Consider the following 17,739-nt stretch of genomic DNA (forward strand, 5'->3'; position numbering starts at 1 on the left):
GCAGCGGTCAGCTCGACGTGAACGTGCGGGCCCCGGACTGCAGGGGAGCGAATCGAGTCAGCTGAGTGACATGCTCCGGGGTCAGCTCCGCGAGGGAATTGACCTGCAGCAGCTGCATGGTGCGCACGATTTCTTCACGCAGGATGTCGATCATGCGGTCGACACCGGCGCGGCCACCGGCCATCAGGCCGTACAGGTAGGCCCGGCCGACGAGCGTGAACGATGCTCCCATTGCGATGGACGCGACGATGTCGGCACCGTGCATGATGCCTGTATCGACGGCTACTTCGAAGTCGGAGCCAACTTCCCGGACGACCTGAGGCAGGAGGTGGAAGGGAACCGGAGCGCGATCGAGTTGTCGGCCTCCGTGGTTCGACAGGATGATGCCGTCGACTCCCAGTTCGGCGAGACGGGCCGAATCTGCCACCGACTGAACACCTTTGACGACCAGCTTGCCGGGCCAGATCTCCCGGATGACGTCGAGATCCTCGAACGAGATGGACGGATCCATCGCCGAATTGAGCAGCTCTCCGACCGTCCCACCGGTGGAGGACAGCGATGCGAACTCGAGCTTGGCCGTGGTGAGGAAGTCCCACCACCACCAGGGCCGCGGGATGGCGTTGGCGATCGTCGACGCGGTCAACTGCGGCGGGATGGAAAATCCGTTGCGCTTGTCGCGCAGGCGTGACCCGGCTACGGGCGTGTCGACCGTGAACAGAAGTGTGTCGAAGCCTGCCTTCGCGGCGCGTTCGACCAAACCGAACGAGATGTCGCGGTCTCGCATGACGTAGAGCTGGAACCAGTTTCGCCCGTTCGGATTGGTGGCCTTGACGTCCTCGATGGACGTGGTGCCCAGAGTCGAGAGGCAGAACGGGATTCCCGCAGCGCCGGCGGCAGCAGAACCGGCGTATTCACCCTCGGTCTGCATCAGGCGAGTGAAGCCCGTCGGTGCAATGCCGAACGGGAGCGCGGACGGCCCGCCGAACACCGTCGTCGAGGTGTCGACGTGGGAGACGTCCCGCAGGATCGAGGGATGGAATTCGACGTCGCGGAAGGCCTGACGAGCCCGCGAGAGCGAGATCTCGGCGTCGGCGGCACCATCGGTGTAGTCGAATGCCGCGCGTGGGGTGCGTCGACGGGCGATGGTGCGGAGATCGTCGATGGTGAGCGCGGCGTTCAGACGTCGCCGACGCAGGTTCAGATCGGGCTTCTTGAACGAGAGGACCTCGCGCAGGTCGGTGGCTTTGGGCATCTGCCGGGTGATGGGCACGTCATGGTCTCGATTCTGTGCAGTGTGTCGGTGAGTGTGGGCAATGTCGGGTCAGGGGAGCATCCAGGCCAGTACCGAGCTCTGCAGTCCGACCAGTAGGCAGATGGCCAGCAAGAGGCCGAGACTCCACCAGATGACTTTTCGGAATATCTCGGACTCCCGTCCCACCAGACCCACCGCTGTCGCGGCGATGGCGAGGTTTTGAGGACTGATCATCTTTCCCACCACACCACCCGAGGTGTTGGCGGCAACCAGCAGGGTGGGATCGATGCCGGCATTGCTTGCCGCGGTCTGCTGCAGCGTCGCGAACAACGCGTTGGCGCTGGTGTCCGAGCCGGTGACGGCGGTTCCCAGCCACCCCAGAATCGGGGAGAGGTAGGCGAAGAATGCCCCGGTGCCGGCAATCCACGTACCGATGGTGATGGTCTGGCCGGACTGGTTCATCACGTAGGCGAGCGCAAGGACCGCGCCGACGGTGAGTGCCGAGAATCGGAGTTTGATCAGAGTGGTTCCGAACAAACGGGCGGCATCGGGAGCGCTGACGCGATAGACGGCGGCAACGATCACACCGCAGATCAGGAGCAGTGTTCCCGGCGTCGACAGCCATGTGAACTTGTAGATGGTGGTGGTGGCCGGTGAACCGGCGGCGGTGAGGATGTTGCCGTCGAGACCGGGCCACGGTACGGCGATGTCGGTCGATGCCAGGAATCGAGTGACCGGGGACCACAGTTTGGCCACGGAGAACACCGCAATGATCAGCAGATAGGGGAACAGGGCGAGCCACACGCGCTGCGCAGTCAGGGGAGCGGCTTCGAGGGTGCGGGTGGCGACGGGTGCCGGCGTGATCGGGGCCGGCGTGGTCGGAGCGGTGCCCGAGCTTCCCGATTCGAGGTCGGCATCTCGGGACAGGAGGATGCGTTCACGAGCCGCATCGGATCCGGTCGGCTTCCAGAACCGCAGAACGACGACTGCTGCGGCTATGCCCGCTAGCGAGGCGATGATGTCGGTCAGCTCGACCGAGATCCAGGTTGCACTGACCCACTGGGCAATGGCGAACACGACACCGACGGCCACGGCGACCGGCCACGTCTGTGCGACACCGCGTCGACCATCGGTGAGGAACGCGATGAACAGTGGTACGAACAGGGCGATGAACGGGGTCTGGTGGCCCACGTACGCGCCGATCTCGTGGTAATCGATGCCCGTCAGGTTGCCCGCGGTGAGGATCGGAATGCCGATGGCTCCGAACGCAACCGGAGCTGTGTTGGCGAGCAGTACGACGACGGCTGCGCGCATCGGAGCAAAACCGATGGCCAGGAGCATGACGCCCGTGATCGCGACGGGGGCACCGAATCCTGCGAGAGCTTCGAGTAGCCCGCCGAAGCCGAACGCGATGATGATGGCCTGGATGCGGGGGTCGTCGGAGATGGCGTCGATGATGCGGCGGAGGTCGTCGAATCGTCCGCTTGCCACCGTCAACTCGTACAACCAGATCGCGCAGATCACGATCCACACGATCGGGAACAACCCGAAGACAAAGCCCTGTGTGGCAGACAGCCCGGCCAGGTCAACCGGCATGTCGTACGCGAAGATCGCCACCGTCAGGGCGACGGCGAGTCCGGCCAATCCGGCGAAGTGCGCTTTCCATCGCAGGACGCCCAGCGCGACGAAGACCGTCAGCAGCGGCAGGCACGCAACCGCTGCGGACAATCCGATGCTGCCCGCGAGCGGTTGGAGTTCGGGTGTGTACACAGCTGCTCCTTCGTAGACCCTCATTGTTTGTGAGGTCTGACCTCACGACAAATGGTATGGATCACACTCGCCGCGGTCAAGAGGCTCAGCACACAGCGAAGATTCTGGTTGGATGGCGAGTATGTCTATCGATGCAGGACAGGGGCGGGAGGAACCGCTGCAGTGGAAGCCGGTCAGGCGGGCCCGCGCACACGAACTGGTCATCGATGCGATCGAAGAACGGATCATGGCCGGTGACCTCCGCGTCGGAGATCCACTACCGCCCGAGCGCGACTTCGCGGCTCAACTGGACGTCAGCCGCGCAGGGGTTCGTGAAGCGGTACGCGTCCTCGAGAGCAGCGGAATTCTGCGGTCGTCACCGGGATCAGGACCGGGGGCCGGCACCTTCGTTGCGGCTCTGCCGCGGCCGGCGCTCACTCGTCTCCTTCGCCTGCACGTAGCGCTCGCCAACTTCAGGATCGACGACTTGATCAGCACCCGAGTCGCTCTCGAGCGGGCAAGTGTTCACCTTGCTGCTGTCGCGCCTGATCAGGACAAGCTCGAGCAGGCCAGGAACGCAGTGGACATCATGGCAGCGCAGGGTGTCACCCGAGAGGTCTTCAACGACGCCGACACGAACTTTCACATCGCGTTGGCCGAGGCCTCGGGTAACGACTTCGTTGCGTCGCTCACCGCAGCGATCCGGGAATCGATGCGTGCGCCCATCCTCGCCGCGTTGTTGGAGATCGACGATTGGGACTCGTTGGCCGACACGCTGAATGCCGAACATCGACAGATCCTGGCCGCAGTCGAAGCCGGTGATGCGGAGCGTGCAATGAAGTCGGCCGAAGAACACATCCGATCGTCTGCCGCGGCACTGTCCATCCGCAACAAGACGGAGCCGTCGTAGCGCCGAATGTGGCTACGCGGCAGGGTGTCCAGGGCGGTGGTGTGTCCCCATACCGCAAACGCGCGCGCCTTTGCTGAAAATGGGTCGGATTCGCCGCCAAACCCCGGCAATTTGCGCGCGTATGACAAATGCGCGCGCGTTTGCGCCGAACCCGAGGCTCACGGCTCCCGAGTAATCGCCGCCAAAATAGCAGTCAGCACTCGAACGGCACCGTCTTTGTCCAGCGGATCGTTTCCGTTTCCGCATTTCGGTGATTGCACGCAGGATGGGCAGCCGGTCTGGCATTCGCAGGAGACGATGGCGTCCTTGGTGGCGGCGAGCCAGTCGGCGATGGCCACGTGCCCGCGGTCTGCGAAACCTGCTCCGCCGTCGTATCCGTCGTAGACGAAGACCGTCGGCAGGCCGGTGTCGGGGTGTAGAGCCGTCGACACTCCACCGATGTCCCATCGATCGCAGGTCGCGACCAACGGCAGTAAGCCGATGGCGGCGTGCTCGGCCGCGTGCAGCGATCCGGGGAATCTTTCGAACGGAACGCCGCTGTGCTCCAACAACTCCGGGGTGATGGTGTACATGACGGCGCGGGTGTCGAGGGTCTGGGCCGGCATGTCGAGTTCGATGGAATCGAGGACCTCACCCGAGAGCAGTCGTCGAAGATATCCCACCACCTGATGGGTGACGTTCACCTGCACCAGTGCGACGCGGACCTCGCCGTAGTCGACGGATTCGTGCACCGCGGTGATCGCGATGTCGGTGATCTCGCGGGCCGAGGTGTTCCACTCGGGTTGTTCGGCGTGCACCAGCGCGAGGCCGGCCTCGAGATCGAGCTCGTCGACCACGAAGGATTCGCCCTGATGTATGTGCACCGCACCGGGATGCGCTGTGGCAGGGGCACGGCCGCCGTCGACGGTGCCGAGCATGCGGCCGGACTCGCCGTCGACGATGGCGACCTGCACGCCCGTGCCGCCGCGAATGTTGACCGCACCGTGCGGAGACAGTTGCTGCCCCTCGGGGGTGATGAACCACCCGTGAGGACGCTTACGCACGTAGCCCTTGAGCTCGAGCTCTTCGAGTACGGATTCCGCGCTCAACGCCTCGGCCTCGGCGAGGGTGATCGGTAGTTCGACTGCAGCGCAGAGCAATTGGGGAGCGAGGATGTACGGATTGGTGGGGTCGGTGACGGTTGCCTCGACCGGCTTGTCCAGCAGGGCCGCCGGGTGATGCACCAGGTAGGTATCCAACGGATCGTCGCGCGCGACGAGCACCAGCAGTGAGCCCTCTCCGCGTCGTCCGGCGCGCCCGCCCTGCTGCCAGAACGACGCGACGGTCCCCGGAAAGCCGGCGACGATGACGGCGTCCAAACCGGCGATGTCGACGCCGAGTTCGAGTGCGTTGGTGGTGGCCACTCCCAGCAGGGTGCCGTCGGACAGGTCGCGTTCGAGTTTGCGACGATCCTCGGCCAAATAGCCTGCGCGATAAGCGGCGACGCGTCGGACCAATTGCGGATCGACGTCGGCGAGAATTCTCTGGGTCCCCAACGCAGTGACCTCGGCTCCGCGCCTGGACCGTACGAACGCGAGTGTTCGCGCACCCTCGATCAACAGATCCGCCATGATGCGCGACGCCTCGGCCCCCGCCGATTTGCGTACCGGCGCACCGTTCTCGCCGGTGATCTCCTTGAGCAGCGGTGGTTCCCAGAGTGCGACGGTACGCGCTCCGTGGGGCGAGCCGTCCTCGGTGATCTCCTCGCAGGGCGCTCCGATGAGTCGACTCGCTGCGCGTCCCGGCTCCGAAGTGGTGGCACTGGCGAGAACGAACACCGGAGACGCTCCGTAGCGCGCGCAGAGGCGTCGCAACCGACGCAGCACCAGGGCGACGTTGGAGCCGAAAACACCGCGGTAGTAATGGCATTCGTCGACCACCACATAGCGCAGGTTGCGCAGGAAACGCGACCATCGCTCGTGCGCGCCGAGGATGCCCAGGTGCAACATGTCGGGATTGGTGAAGATCCAGCGTGCATTGGTTCTGGCCCACTGCCGAATCTCGATCGGGGTGTCGCCGTCGTACGAGCTGGGAAACACCTCGGCGAGATCGTCTGACAGCGAACGCAACTCGTCGGTGATCGAGATGGTGGTGCGTAACTGATCGGCTCCGAGGGCCTTGGTCGGTGCGAGATACAGCGCCGTCGCCCGGGCATCGGCGGCCAGCGTGGTCAGAATGGGCAGCTGATAGGCCAACGATTTGCCCGACGCGGTACTCGTCGAGAGCACCACGTGACTGCCCTCGGCGGCGAGCGTCGCGGCCCGGGCCTGATGCGTCCACGGTTGTGCGATGCCCCGAGAGGTGATCACCTGCACCACTTCCGGGCCGACCCACGACGGCCAGGGGGCAAAGCTGGACGATCGAGCCGGCAACTCGGCGACGTGCGTGACGGGGCCGTCGTCGGCGGGGGTACCGGCCAACACTCGATCCAGCAGCCGCTGCCCGTAACTCCGGACATCCGCACCGTCGTGCGGATGCTTCTCGCTCACTGCCGGTCTCCATGCGTTCGTTCGATCTACTGGCCAGCGCTTCGGGCCTACGCGACCTGGGGTCCTCATGCTATCGCGGACCCGAAACGAGCGGCTCGAGCCCTGGTGAGAGCCGCATTCCACCGGTCCGGCGTTGTGTGTTGTTACAAGACGGGCAATTTGTTCGAAAAGGGTCGGTTTTCGACTGTTGCGAACGCGGAGTTCATGGTTCACTTGACGCGGTCGCAGCTTCTGTGTTCGTTCTACGCTTCGCAGGATCTTATGTTGCGGGCGCGGTACTGGGAGAGCTCGTCCATCAGGGGGAATCCTGAGGGGGATTCGTACAAGTGCAGCGGTCGGAACCGGCCCGATGGATCGAAAGTGCGCTCCATCGAATCCGGTGTTAGAAAGAGAAGGAAAAGCATGGCACAGGGAACTGTGAAGTGGTTCAACGCCGAAAAGGGCTTTGGATTCATCGCACCAGAAGACGGCTCCGCTGACGTTTTCGTTCACTACTCCGAGATCCAGGGCAGCGGCTTCCGCACCCTCGAGGAGAACCAGCGCGTCGAGTTCGAGGTCGGCCAGGGCACCAAGGGTCCTCAGGCAACGGGCGTTCGCGCAGTCTGATTCTTTTCTCTTCGGAGACGAGAACCTTCATCCCCCTTTCTCGATCGGCCGTGAAAAGCCGTTCGAGAAAGGGGGATGTTTCGTTCGTGGCGAACCACCAGGAAGAGTCGAAAGCAGTGTCTGCCGGTGTCGATGTCCTAATGTCCATGCTGTGAACCAGCTGTCCTTCTTCTCTGCAGAGTCGTTGCCGCCCGCGGTGACCGATCTCAGCGGACTGCTGGCTGCCACCGGCCATGTCGTCACGTCCTCGGGATCGGCGCGCATCTCTGTCGTCGTCGACGCGCAGTGGCGGGCCGATGCCATTGCCGAGTTGATCGAACAGTGCGGCCTGTCGGCAGAGCTGGGACGGTCCGAAGAAGACCGTCCTCTGGTCCGCACCGCGTCGGTTCCGGAACTGTCCGCGTTGGCGTCGCTGTGGACCAAGGGTGCGGTGAAAGCCGTGCCTCCCGGGTGGGTGCCCGGTTCTCGGGAGTTGCGGGCATGGGTGCTCGCGTCGGGGCGACCCGAGGCGGAGGGGGAACGCTATGTACTCGGCCTCGATCCGCACGCGCCGGAGACTCATGCGGTCCTCGCTCAATCGTTGATGCGCGCGGGCATCGCGCCGACTCTGATCGGCACCCGCGGGTCCAATCCGGGCCTCCGAATCACCGGCCGACGTCGGCTGTTGCGCCTCACCGAGAACGTCGGCGAGGCTCCTGCGAATATGGACGCCCGTACCAATTGGCCCCACGCTGAGTAGGAGGATGAATGACTGATCTGCGAGTATTTGCTCGACGTATGTCAGTCTGTTAGGAGTGGGGCAGGCAAATCTGCTTGTGAAAACGCACTAGGGAAGGTTCGGCAGCAAGGTGGCAGCACGTAACAACGGCTCGGGGGACAGCTCCGCCGAGCCGCGTCGTCTGGTCATCGTCGAGTCTCCGACCAAGGCCAAAAAGATCGCTCCCTACTTGGGGAGCAACTATGTCGTCGAGGCCTCCGTCGGCCATATCCGCGACCTGCCTCGTGGTGCTGCCGACGTGCCCGCCAAGTACAAAGGCGAGCCCTGGGCACGTCTGGGCGTGGACGTCGACCACGACTTCGAGGCCCTGTACGTCGTCTCGCCCGAGAAGAAGGGCAAGGTCGCAGAGCTCAAGAGCCTGCTCAAGGACGCCGACGAGCTGTATCTCGCCACTGACCCCGACCGCGAGGGTGAGGCCATCGCTTGGCATCTCCTCGAGACCCTGAACCCCAAAGTCCCGGTTCGACGCATGGTCTTCCACGAGATCACCAAGCCGGCGATCCTCGCGGCCGCCGCCGATACTCGCGACCTGGACCAAGACCTCGTCGACGCACAGGAAACCCGCCGCATCCTCGACCGTCTCTACGGCTACGAGGTCAGCCCGGTGCTGTGGAAGAAGGTCATGCCGAAGCTGTCGGCAGGCCGAGTGCAGTCCGTCGCCACCCGCATCATCGTCCAGCGCGAACGCGAGCGGATGGCGTTCCGTAGCGCCGAATACTGGGATATTTCTGCCACCCTCGACGCCGGGGCCGAGGCCAGCCCGCGCAGTTTCGGAGCTCGTCTGGTCAACGTCGACGGAAATCGCGTCGCCGCCGGCCGCGACTTCGGTCCCGACGGCAAGCTGAAGACCGAGTCGGTCACCGTTCTCGACGAACCGCATGCCCGACGCCTCGCCGACGCGCTCGAAGGTGTCGACCTCACCGTCGCGTCCGCCGAGGACAAGCCGTACACGCGCAAGCCGTACCCGCCGTTCATGACGTCGACCCTGCAGCAGGAGGCCGGCCGCAAGCTGCGGTTCAGTTCCGAGCGGACCATGCGCGTCGCGCAGCGTCTGTACGAGAACGGCTACATCACCTACATGCGTACCGACTCGACGTCGCTGTCCGCGTCTGCGGTCTCCGCGGCGCGGGCGCAGGCGACCGAGCTCTACGGCCCCGAGTACGTGCACCCCACTCCGCGGCAGTACACCCGCAAGGTCAAGAACGCGCAGGAGGCGCACGAGGCCATCCGTCCCTCGGGCGACGTGTTCCAGACTCCCGGTCAGCTGCATTCGGCGCTGCAGACCGACGAGTTCCGGCTCTACGAGCTGATCTGGCAGCGCACGGTGGCGTCGCAGATGGCGGATCTGCGCGGCACCACGCTGACGCTGCGCATCACCGGAACTGCGGGTACCGGCGAGGAGTGCACGTTCTCCGCGTCGGGTCGCACCATCACGTTCGCGGGCTTCCTCAAGGCCTACGTCGAGAGCGTCGACGACGAGGCAGGCGGCCAGACCGACGACGCCGAGTCGCGTCTGCCCGCGTTGAAGGCCGGCCAGGCGGTGACGGCCACCAAGCTCGATCCCGACGGTCACACCACCAACCCGCCTGCTCGATTCACCGAGGCGTCGCTGATCAAGACGCTCGAAGAGTTGGGAATCGGTCGGCCGTCGACGTATTCGTCGATCATCAAGACGATCCTCGACCGCGGTTACGTCTACAAGCGTGGCAGCGCTCTCGTGCCGTCGTGGGTGGCGTTCTCGGTGATTGCGTTGCTGGAAGCGCACTTCGGACGTCTGGTGGACTTCGACTTCACCGCTGGTATGGAAGACGATCTCGATGCGATCGCGGGAGGCCGTGAGCGGCGCGGAGATTGGCTGCAGAGCTTCTACTTCGGCGGCGAGACCGGTGCCGAAGGATCGGTGGCGCGCTCGGGTGGCCTGAAGAAGATGGTGGGCCAGAACCTCGAAGACATCGATGCGCGCACCATCAACTCGATTCGTCTGTTCGACGACTCCGAAGGACGCGAAATCCATGTGCGCGTGGGCCGTTACGGTCCGTACCTCGAGCGCATGGTCAAGAACGACGACGATCCGGACGGCGATCCGATCAGCCAGCGCGCCAACCTGCCCGACGACTTGCCGCCGGACGAGCTGACGATCGATTTCGCCGAAAAGCTCTTCGCCACACCACAAGAGGGCCGCAAGCTCGGTGTGGATCCGCTGACCGGTCACGACATCGTGGCGAAGGAAGGCCGTTTCGGGCCCTACGTCACCGAGATCCTGCCCGAGCCGGAACCCGAACCCACGCCCCCCGAGCCCGATATCGTCCCGGTGCCGTCCGGCAACGACGGTGATGGCGGCGGTGGCGTCAAGACTGCGGTGAAGAAGGCCGCGGCCAAGAAGGCTCCGGCCAAGAAGGCTGCTGCGAAGAAAGCCACCGGCCCCAAGCCGCGGACCGGCTCGTTGCTCAAGTCGATGGATCTGGCGACGATCACGCTCGAGGATGCGCTCAAGCTGCTGTCGTTGCCACGCGTCGTCGGTGTCGATCCCGAGTCCAAGGAAGAGATCACCGCGCAGAACGGCCGCTATGGCCCGTATCTGAAGAAGGGCACCGATTCTCGCTCGCTCGCCGACGAGGATCAGATGTTCACGGTCAGTCTCGAAGAGGCTCTGAAGATCTACGCCGAGCCCAAGCGTCGGGGCCGTCAGGGTGAGGCCAAGCCGCCGCTGCGCGAGCTGGGCGTCGACCCGATCAGCGAGAAGCCGATGGTGATCAAGGATGGCCGATTCGGACCGTACGTCACCGACGGTGAGACCAACGCGAGCCTGCGCAAGGACGACGAGGTCGAGACGATCACCGACGATCGCGCGTCGGAGTTGTTGGCGGACAGGCGTGCTCGTGGCCCGGTGAAGAAGAAGGCACCGGCGAAGAAGGCCGCTGCGAAGAAGGCTCCGGCCAAGAAGGCTGCCGCGAAGAAGGCTCCGGCCAAGAAGGCTGCAGCCAAGAAGACCGCCACGAAGACGACGGCGGCCAAGACGACGACGAAGAAGGCTGCTGCGAAGAAGGCTCCGGCGAAGAAGACCGACGGCGAATAGCCTGCGAACTCGAAGTTGTGGATGGAATCGGCAGCGATTATGTCCATAGCTTCGAGTTCGGCACTGTCCGGGAACAGTGCGCCGGGAGTAGTCGGTCCCAACCGTTAGGGTTGCCAGCATGGCGGGTGTGTTCGATCGTTTGGTCGGTCAGGAAGATGTCGAGGCCGATCTGACGGCTGCAGCGGTGGCTGCTCGTACGGGCGTCGACTCGTCGGCGATGACGCATTCGTGGCTCTTCACCGGCCCTCCCGGGTCCGGGCGTTCCATCGCCGCCCTGTGCTTCGCTGCGGCGTTGCAGTGCACCACCGAGGGCACTCCGGGGTGTGGGCATTGTCAGGCGTGTTCGACGACGATGGCAGGCACTCACGGCGATGTGCGACGCGTCATCCCGGAGGGTCTGAGCATCAGTACCAAGGAGATGCGAGACATCGTCTCGGTCGCGTCGCGTCGGCCGAGCACCGGTCTGTGGCAGGTGGTCGTCGTCGAGGATGCCGATCGACTCACCGAGGGTGCCGGGAACGTGCTGCTCAAGGTCGTCGAGGAGCCGCCCGCTCGGACGGTGTTCCTGTTGTGCGCTCCATCGGTCGATCCGCAGGACATCTCGGTGACGCTGCGCTCGCGATGCCGGCACGTCTCGTTGGTGACGCCCACAGTGCCGGCCATCGCGCAGGTGCTGCAGACCCGCGACAAGCTCGACGCCGAGACGGCGGAATGGGCCGCGTCGATCAGCGGCGGCCATGTGGGCAGAGCACGCCGACTCGCCACCGACGAGGACGCGCGGGCGCGGCGCAAGCGGGCACTTGCCCTGGCGTCGGCCGCGGCCCGTCCCAATCAGGCGTACCTCGCAGCCGAGGAACTGGTGAAGGCCGCCGAGGACGAGGCCAAGGAAATGAGTGCCACTCGTGACGAGGCCGAGACCGAGGAGTTGCGCACGGCCCTCGGAGCCGGAGGCACAGGTAAGGGCGCTGCCGGAGCATTGCGTGGCTCGGCCGGAGTGCTCAAGGACCTCGAGAAGCGGCAGAAGTCTCGCGCCACCAGAACCGGCCGCGACTCGCTGGACCGGGCGTTGATGGACCTGGTGGGCCTGTACCGCGATGCGCTCGCGCGTTCGTACGGATCGACCGCGACGGCCACGCACCCCGACATGGCCGAGCAGGTCGAGCGAATGGCGAAAGCCGTACCGCCCGAGGCTCTGCTGAAAAGTATCGAGGCGATCCTCGAATGCCGAGAGTCGTTGGCTGTCAACGCAAAACCGAAATTTGCGATCTATGCGATGGTCGCGACGCTCGGGGATGTCCTGCGCTAGCTCTGAATTTTCCGTCGGGCCCGTGAGGCGCGAAGATTGGCGACATTGCCGCACGTCTTCACGTCGTGCCACACGCCGCTGTTGTTGCGGGAGCGGTCGTAGAAGGCAGATCCACATGCCTCGTTCTTGCATCGCTTGAGTCGACGCCACGTGTCCGCTTGTTGGGCGAGAAGTACTTCGGACCACGTCTTCGACGCGATGTAGTCGGCCCCGGTGCCGGTCGGCATCAGTCGTACGGTGCCGTCGTCGCCCGGTACGAGTTCTGCTCGGACGGCCGGACGCGTGGGCAGGTCGCCGGCAATGGCCGCTTCGACATCCGAGCGCAGAGCCCGCAGCGTGGCCGCATCGTCGTCCGACAGCGTGGTCTCCCACACGAGCGAGGCTGCCTTCCCGTCCGCTAGGAGGTCGGGGAGGCCGTACGCGTCGATGGCTCGCGTGTTGAGCAGATTTTGAACCACCTGCAGTCCGTCGGGTGCCGGTGCGAGGTGAAAGCGCTCCGTCGGCGACTGTGACATAAGTGAACAGTATTTGACTATGTCGAACTGGTCAACTACTACTGACAGAGTCAAAAGCATTTAACCTCTGTCGTAAGGGTGAGTTCGATGGTGTCTGTTTCAGGAGCAACGGTATTGGTGACCGGCGGTCAGCGCGGTCTGGGCAAGGCGACAGTCGACGCATTGCTCGAGCGTGGGGCAACGAAGGTGTACGCGACTGCGAGGAGCCCGCGAGAGGACTCGGATCCTCGGGTGGTGCCCGTTGCTCTCGATGTCACCGACGCGGATTCCGTTGCTGCACTTGCCGATATCGCATCCGATGTGTCGATCGTCTTCAACAACGCCGGCGCTCCCGGAACGACACCGTTGCTGACGACGTCGATCGATGATGTTCGCGCGGTGTTCGAGACCAATGTCTTCGGCGCGCTGCGAATCGCGCAAGAGTTCGCTCCGATCCTGAAGGCAAACGGCGGCGGGGCGTTGGTCGACATTCACTCGGTGCTGTCGTGGCTCGGCGGTGCGGGTGCCTACGGGGCATCGAAGGCGGCGATCTGGTCGGCCACCAACTCGCTCCGGCTCGAGCTCGCACCGCAGGGAACCCTCGTTGTCGGGGTGCATCTCGGGTACACCGACACCGACATGATCGCCGAACTCGACGTCCCGAAGAACGACCCGCGCGACGTGGTGCGCCAGGTGCTCGACGCCCTGGAGGCGGGGGAGACCGAAGTGCTCGCCGACGACCTGACCAGGCACGTCAAGACGATCCTCAGCGGGCCTGCGGAAGGACTCGGCCTCGCGGGCTGACCTCCAGGGAGGGCGATTTTCGTTTCGACCCGATGCTCCGTTAGACTCACCAACGCCGAAAGGCACGCCGCCTTAGCTCAGTCGGTAGAGCATTTCACTCGTAATGAAAAGGTCAAGAGTTCGATTCTCTTAGGCGGCTCAGACTCAGCCCCTCACCGATGCAAATCTGTGAGGGGCTTTTTCGTATCCCGCTCCGGTGAGCGTCGGACTCGTCGGCCTCGCGGACCCCGCGACATCCATCACCGAACGAACAGGAACACCCACATGATCGACGCCGTCATCTTCACCAACTACTCCGATACCGAAACCCCCGTCCGAATCAGCACCATCGACGGACATCAGCACATCGGCAAGATCGGGGCCGTCGACAACAACGATGACGACGGTGGCTACATCACCGTCGCCCTCACCGAGGTCCCTACAGGGTCCCCTTACGTCACCGCCGTCATTGCTATCGACGCGATCACCGCCATCGAAAGCTGAACCGTAGATGGCCTGACCTTCCGCACCACCGTCGACGGGCACACTGGACGAGGTGTTCGCCTCCCTCGCTCCGGCCCGTCGTCGCCTCGTGTACGTCGCACTCGCTCTCGTTTTGATCGGGGTTCTCGCGGCTGTGGCGGCTTTCGTCGCATCGCGGTCCACGAACGACCCCGTCGCGAGCGTCGACCAGTCCGTTCCCGGCCCGGTGCTGTTGGTACCCGGGTTCGGCGGATCCACCGATGCTCTCGAGGTGCTTGCGGCGGAACTACGGGAGAACGGCCGCGACGCCACCGTCGTGGCCTTGCCCGATGGTGGCGTCGGCGACCTGACCGCACAGGCGCAGACACTGCGCGACGCCGTCGACGCGGCACTGACTCGGACGGGAGCGACCTCGGTCGACGTCGTCGGGTACTCCGCCGGCGGGGTGGTGGCCCGGATCTGGGCCACCGATCTGGGCGGTGCCGAGCAGGCCCGGCGCATCGTGACCCTCGGCTCCCCACACCACGGCACCCAGGTGGCGGGGCTGGCGGCCCAGGTCCTACCCGACCGATGCCCGATCGCCTGCCAGCAGCTGGCCCCGAACAGCTCCGTGCTGGCCGGCTTGAACTCTGGCGACGAGACGCCGGACGGGCCGCAGTGGGTGTCGATCTGGACCGAATTGGATCAGGTGGTGACCCCGCCGAACTCCGCCCGCCTCGACGGGGCGATCGACATCCCCGTGCAGAGCGTGTGCGCGGACTCGGCCGTCGACCACGAAAGTCTGCCCCGTGATCCTCTCGTCGGCGCGATGGTCTCGGCCCAGTTGGACGGCAGCTCTACCGTCGAGCTCGGCGCAGCCGACTGCAGCCGTCTCAGCTCGTGATGTCCTTGGTCGTGAAATTCGCCCACGCGGCCCCCAGGAGCACGACGACGTAGACGCCCTGCAAACCGACGCCGCGCACCAGGTCCCGCGTCGGCACCGGGTCGCGGAAGAGATCGACGAAGGCCAGCCAGTACCGCGTCGGCAGGTACGGCGCGATGGCGTCGGCGGCGTCCAGCGTCAGCAGTAGCGAGCTGGCGATGAGGAACGCCAACGCGCCCAGCGTTGCTGCGAGTGGCGAGTCGGTCAGGGTCGACAGGAACAGCCCCATGGCGGCGACTCCGAGCATCGACAGGGTCACGTAGAGCACCGCTATGACGGTGCGTACGGCGACCTGTTCGTCGGTCAGTACCGTGCCTGACACGCTCGAGACGCCGGCCAACGACGTGGTGTCGAACAGCGTCGTGCCGACGAAGTATGCGACGGCTGCCACGATGACCACGGCCAGCAGCACGAACGCGGCCACCGAGATCAGCTTCGCCACCAGTAGCTTGGTTCGTCCCACCGGGCGAGCCAGCAGGTAACGCAGGGTGCCGGCCTGGGCCTCCCCGGCGACGGAATCGCCGGCGATGACCGACACCGCGACGGGCAGAAACAGCGGGAGCACGATGGCGAGGGCGGCGAGTGGGAAGAGCTGTCCGTTGGTGGTCACCGCGGACAGGAACGCAGGGCCGTCGCCGGGACGCGGACCGACGTCGGTGAGGGCCAGCAGGCCCGCGACGATGGTGGGCAGCAGATTGAGCAGGAGGATGACGACCCAGGTGCGGGGTCGGCGAAGCATCGCGCGCAGTTCGACGCCGATCATGCGGTCACCTCCGACCGGGTGGAACCTGCTCGCGGGCCGGCGGGACCGTCGACTCGGTCCGCACTGTCGCCGGTGACCGCCAGCACCGACTGCTCCAGGCTCATCTGCTGCGGGCTCAACTCGCTCACTCGTACCCCGCCTTCGACGAGTAGTCGATTGAGCAGGGCCGGATCAGGGTGTTCGATCACGAGCTGCTGTCCGTCACGCTCGAGCACGGTGGCGTCCTCCACATCGGACAGGACCGTCACCGCGTCGGCGGGGTCGGGGGTGCGCACGAGCACTCGGCCCGTGGGTTGCTGGAACGCCGAGAGCTGATCCTGCAGAACGAGGCGACCTCGATCGAGCACTCCCACTCGGTCGCACAATTGCTCCACCTCGGCCAGCAGGTGGCTCGAGAGGAACACGGTGGTGCCCCGGGAATGCAAGTCCAGCAACAACTCTCGAATCTCGAGGATTCCCTGTGGATCGAGGCCGTTGGTCGGCTCGTCGAGTATCAGCAGCTCGGGTGTGCGCATGAGGGCCGCGGCCAAGCCGAGGCGTTGCCGCATGCCGAGCGAGTACTGCTTGACCGGCCTGCGTCCGACCCCGGCGAGGCCCACCTGCTCGAGGGCCTCGCCCACGCGGGCGGTTCGAGTGCGCCGGGAACCACCGGGGCCGGCCGCGTCGAGCAGCGTGAGGTTCCGGCGTCCGGAGAGGTTGGGGTAGGCGGCGGGGTTCTCGATCAGTGCCCCCACCCGCGGCAGCACGCTCGTGCGTCGCCGCGGCATCTCCTCGCCGAGCACCTGCATCTGCCCGGAGGTGGCCAAGACCAGACCGAGCAGCATCCGAACGGTTGTCGTCTTGCCGGAGCCGTTCGCGCCCACGAAGCCGTAGATGTCGCCGGCGCGTACGTCCAGATCGACACCGTCGACGGCCCGCACCGATCCGTAGCGCTTGGTGAGACCGGTCGTGCGGATCATGTGGCTGCTCCTTCGAGCTGCTGGGCGGCGGTGGCCAAGGTTTCTGCGGTGACGGTGCCGGAGAGCAGATATCGGCGGCGTTCTCCGGCGGGCTCGGTGATCAGGACGTTCAGCGGTCCGATCGACAGCGCCACGCTGTCGCCGGTGACAACTGCGCCGGGAGCGTCCCGCAGCTGCTCGACGAGCCCGCGCGCAGCGCGGCGCGGTAGGGGAGCGGCGATCAGCTCGGTCACGCCACGGCCGTAGATTCCGACGGAACCCGGTCCGTCGCGGTCCCTCTGATCCAGTCCGGACAGAGTCGACGGAAGACGGGGAGAGTCGATCCCGTCGGCGAACGAGGCGATGTCGAGGCCGTCCTGCTGCTGCACATCGGTTCCCGGGGGCGGGACGAAACGGACGGTGTCGGCGTCGGGCATCTCGGGTGAGAAGTCCAGGAACGCAGTGCTGACAACAGGGCGAGCGGCCCCGCCGGCGAGCACGTCGACCTGCAGTGGCAGCCCGCTGTCGGGGTCGACCCACACGTCGACCTCGGTGATCGTGCTCTGCGGCTCGGCGGGGGCAAGCCGCAGGCCAGGGGCGTCCCGGCCGGCAATTCGGCGAGTCGGCATTCGAGTGACCTCGTCGGCGGTCGCCTCACCGAGCAACCGCTGCCCGAGCTCCGGCGGCAGCAGGTCGGCCTCGCGCGGCAGACGCAGGCTCGGTTCGGGGACCGGGGTTGCCACGGCCGTGTTCTGTTCGTAGTCCCATCTCCACAGCAGAGCCGGGGACCGGTAGAGACCGCGCTCACCGGCGAGGCGGACGGTGTCGACGCGAAAGCTGTCCGGGGCCCGGTACCAGGCGCGCAGGGTCGTGGTGTCGCCCAACAGATCCGGTAGGCCGCCGAGTCCGTCGGTGACCGGCAGGGTGACGCCGCCGACCGCCTGGGCGTAGCCCGAATACGGTGTTGCGGTGGAGGACTGGACCCGAGACAGCAGTTCCGCCGCACCGATGTCCGACGCGGCGACGGGCAGGCGCTCGATCACCGAGGGCGTGGCGACGAGCACGGCGATGCCGAGCACCACTGCCAGCCACCGCCACTGTCCACGCACCTCATCGACCGTACGGACGTAGCCGATGTGCCGCATGTGCGT

At 65.5% G+C, this 17,739-nt stretch carries 15 protein-coding genes and 1 tRNA gene; 9 read left to right on the forward strand and 7 right to left on the reverse strand.

Annotation, left to right across the window (positions count from 1 at the left end; translation table 11 throughout):
* Positions 1-7: 7 nt before the first annotated feature.
* Both QM588_RS20980 and QM588_RS20985 read right to left on the reverse strand, forming a co-directional pair.
* Complete coding sequence (locus QM588_RS20980) at positions 8-1,252, reverse strand: alpha-hydroxy acid oxidase (protein ID WP_283316414.1); 1,245 nt, start codon at positions 1,250-1,252, stop codon at positions 8-10.
* A gap of 69 nt (positions 1,253-1,321) precedes the next feature.
* The gene (locus QM588_RS20985; RefSeq protein ID WP_283316257.1) at positions 1,322-3,046 is read right to left on the reverse strand and encodes an L-lactate permease; all 1,725 of its coding nucleotides are present in this window, start codon (positions 3,044-3,046) and stop codon (positions 1,322-1,324) included.
* 97 nt (positions 3,047-3,143) lie between these two features.
* Here QM588_RS20985 and QM588_RS20990 point away from each other — a divergent pair, with 97 nt between their 5' ends.
* Entirely contained in the window at positions 3,144-3,911 is a 768-nt protein-coding gene (locus tag QM588_RS20990) for a FadR/GntR family transcriptional regulator (protein ID WP_283316259.1), read from the forward strand.
* Between the two features lie 158 nt (positions 3,912-4,069).
* On the opposite strand, the gene QM588_RS20995 is transcribed toward QM588_RS20990, so the two are convergent.
* Positions 4,070-6,439, reverse strand: coding sequence for a DEAD/DEAH box helicase (locus tag QM588_RS20995; RefSeq protein WP_283316262.1), 2,370 nt, complete (start codon positions 6,437-6,439; stop codon positions 4,070-4,072).
* Positions 6,440-6,841: 402 nt separating this feature from the next.
* On the opposite strand from QM588_RS20995, the gene QM588_RS21000 reads away from it, so the two are divergent.
* The 4 genes from QM588_RS21000 (at position 6,842) to QM588_RS21015 (ending at position 12,205) form a co-directional block, all read left to right on the forward strand.
* The gene (locus QM588_RS21000; protein WP_005248460.1) at positions 6,842-7,045 is read left to right on the forward strand and encodes a cold-shock protein; all 204 of its coding nucleotides are present in this window, start codon (positions 6,842-6,844) and stop codon (positions 7,043-7,045) included.
* A gap of 151 nt (positions 7,046-7,196) precedes the next feature.
* Positions 7,197-7,784, forward strand: coding sequence for a hypothetical protein (locus QM588_RS21005; protein ID WP_222072405.1), 588 nt, complete (start codon positions 7,197-7,199; stop codon positions 7,782-7,784).
* A 109-nt stretch (positions 7,785-7,893) separates the two neighbouring features.
* Positions 7,894-10,899: a type I DNA topoisomerase gene (gene topA, locus QM588_RS21010; protein WP_027494469.1), complete on the forward strand. Its 3,006-nt coding sequence runs from the start codon at positions 7,894-7,896 to the stop codon at positions 10,897-10,899.
* A 118-nt stretch (positions 10,900-11,017) separates the two neighbouring features.
* A complete protein-coding gene (locus QM588_RS21015) occupies positions 11,018-12,205 on the forward strand; it encodes a DNA polymerase III subunit delta' (RefSeq protein WP_027494468.1) in 1,188 nt (395 codons plus the stop codon).
* Here QM588_RS21015 and QM588_RS21020 read toward each other — a convergent pair.
* Positions 12,202-12,720, reverse strand: coding sequence for a CGNR zinc finger domain-containing protein (locus QM588_RS21020; protein ID WP_283316266.1), 519 nt, complete (start codon positions 12,718-12,720; stop codon positions 12,202-12,204). The genes QM588_RS21015 and QM588_RS21020 overlap by 4 nt on opposite strands.
* 87 nt (positions 12,721-12,807) lie before the next feature.
* Between QM588_RS21020 and QM588_RS21025 the strand changes: the two genes are divergently transcribed.
* The 4 genes from QM588_RS21025 to QM588_RS21040 all read left to right on the forward strand — a co-directional run bounded on the left by QM588_RS21025 (position 12,808) and on the right by QM588_RS21040 (position 14,848).
* Positions 12,808-13,503, forward strand: coding sequence for an SDR family oxidoreductase (locus QM588_RS21025; RefSeq protein ID WP_283316269.1), 696 nt, complete (start codon positions 12,808-12,810; stop codon positions 13,501-13,503).
* 66 nt (positions 13,504-13,569) lie between these two features.
* Positions 13,570-13,642, forward strand: a tRNA-Thr gene (locus tag QM588_RS21030).
* A gap of 125 nt (positions 13,643-13,767) precedes the next feature.
* Positions 13,768-13,986: a hypothetical protein gene (locus tag QM588_RS21035; RefSeq protein WP_283316271.1), complete on the forward strand. Its 219-nt coding sequence runs from the start codon at positions 13,768-13,770 to the stop codon at positions 13,984-13,986.
* 52 nt (positions 13,987-14,038) lie between these two features.
* The gene (locus QM588_RS21040) at positions 14,039-14,848 is read left to right on the forward strand and encodes a lipase family alpha/beta hydrolase (protein ID WP_283316274.1); all 810 of its coding nucleotides are present in this window, start codon (positions 14,039-14,041) and stop codon (positions 14,846-14,848) included.
* Here the strand turns inward: QM588_RS21040 and QM588_RS21045 are convergent.
* Genes QM588_RS21045 through QM588_RS21055 form a run of 3 tightly spaced genes read right to left on the reverse strand, consistent with a single transcriptional unit; the run spans position 14,838 to position 17,697 of the window.
* Positions 14,838-15,650: an ABC transporter permease gene (locus QM588_RS21045; RefSeq protein WP_027494448.1), complete on the reverse strand. Its 813-nt coding sequence runs from the start codon at positions 15,648-15,650 to the stop codon at positions 14,838-14,840. The two genes, QM588_RS21040 and QM588_RS21045, sit on opposite strands and share 11 nt — an antisense overlap.
* Positions 15,647-16,609: an ABC transporter ATP-binding protein gene (locus QM588_RS21050; protein ID WP_283316279.1), complete on the reverse strand. Its 963-nt coding sequence runs from the start codon at positions 16,607-16,609 to the stop codon at positions 15,647-15,649. Before QM588_RS21050 ends, QM588_RS21045 begins: the two co-directional genes overlap by 4 nt.
* Positions 16,606-17,697: a LolA family protein gene (locus QM588_RS21055; RefSeq protein ID WP_283316283.1), complete on the reverse strand. Its 1,092-nt coding sequence runs from the start codon at positions 17,695-17,697 to the stop codon at positions 16,606-16,608. The genes QM588_RS21050 and QM588_RS21055 overlap by 4 nt, the downstream gene beginning before the upstream one ends.
* Positions 17,698-17,739 lie beyond the last annotated feature (42 nt).

It is taken from the genome of Rhodococcus sp. IEGM 1354, assembly GCF_030056855.1.
Lineage (GTDB): Bacteria > Actinomycetota > Actinomycetes > Mycobacteriales > Mycobacteriaceae > Rhodococcoides.

Bases quoted from the DNA above. Each gene is read 5' to 3' on its own strand.
- QM588_RS21045 (WP_027494448.1), bottom strand. From the start codon at position 15,650: ATGATCGGCGTCGAACTGCGCGCGATGCTTCGCCGACCCCGCACCTGG.
- QM588_RS21025 (WP_283316269.1), top strand. From the start codon at position 12,808: ATGGTGTCTGTTTCAGGAGCAACGGTATTGGTGACCGGCGGTCAGCGC.
- QM588_RS21050 (WP_283316279.1), bottom strand. From the start codon at position 16,609: ATGATCCGCACGACCGGTCTCACCAAGCGCTACGGATCGGTGCGGGCC.
- QM588_RS20980 (WP_283316414.1), bottom strand. From the start codon at position 1,252: ATGCCCAAAGCCACCGACCTGCGCGAGGTCCTCTCGTTCAAGAAGCCC.
- QM588_RS21015 (WP_027494468.1), top strand. From the start codon at position 11,018: ATGGCGGGTGTGTTCGATCGTTTGGTCGGTCAGGAAGATGTCGAGGCC.
- QM588_RS20985 (WP_283316257.1), bottom strand. From the start codon at position 3,046: ATGAGGGTCTACGAAGGAGCAGCTGTGTACACACCCGAACTCCAACCG.
- QM588_RS20990 (WP_283316259.1), top strand. From the start codon at position 3,144: ATGTCTATCGATGCAGGACAGGGGCGGGAGGAACCGCTGCAGTGGAAG.
- QM588_RS21000 (WP_005248460.1), top strand. From the start codon at position 6,842: ATGGCACAGGGAACTGTGAAGTGGTTCAACGCCGAAAAGGGCTTTGGA.
- QM588_RS21035 (WP_283316271.1), top strand. From the start codon at position 13,768: ATGATCGACGCCGTCATCTTCACCAACTACTCCGATACCGAAACCCCC.
- QM588_RS21020 (WP_283316266.1), bottom strand. From the start codon at position 12,720: ATGTCACAGTCGCCGACGGAGCGCTTTCACCTCGCACCGGCACCCGAC.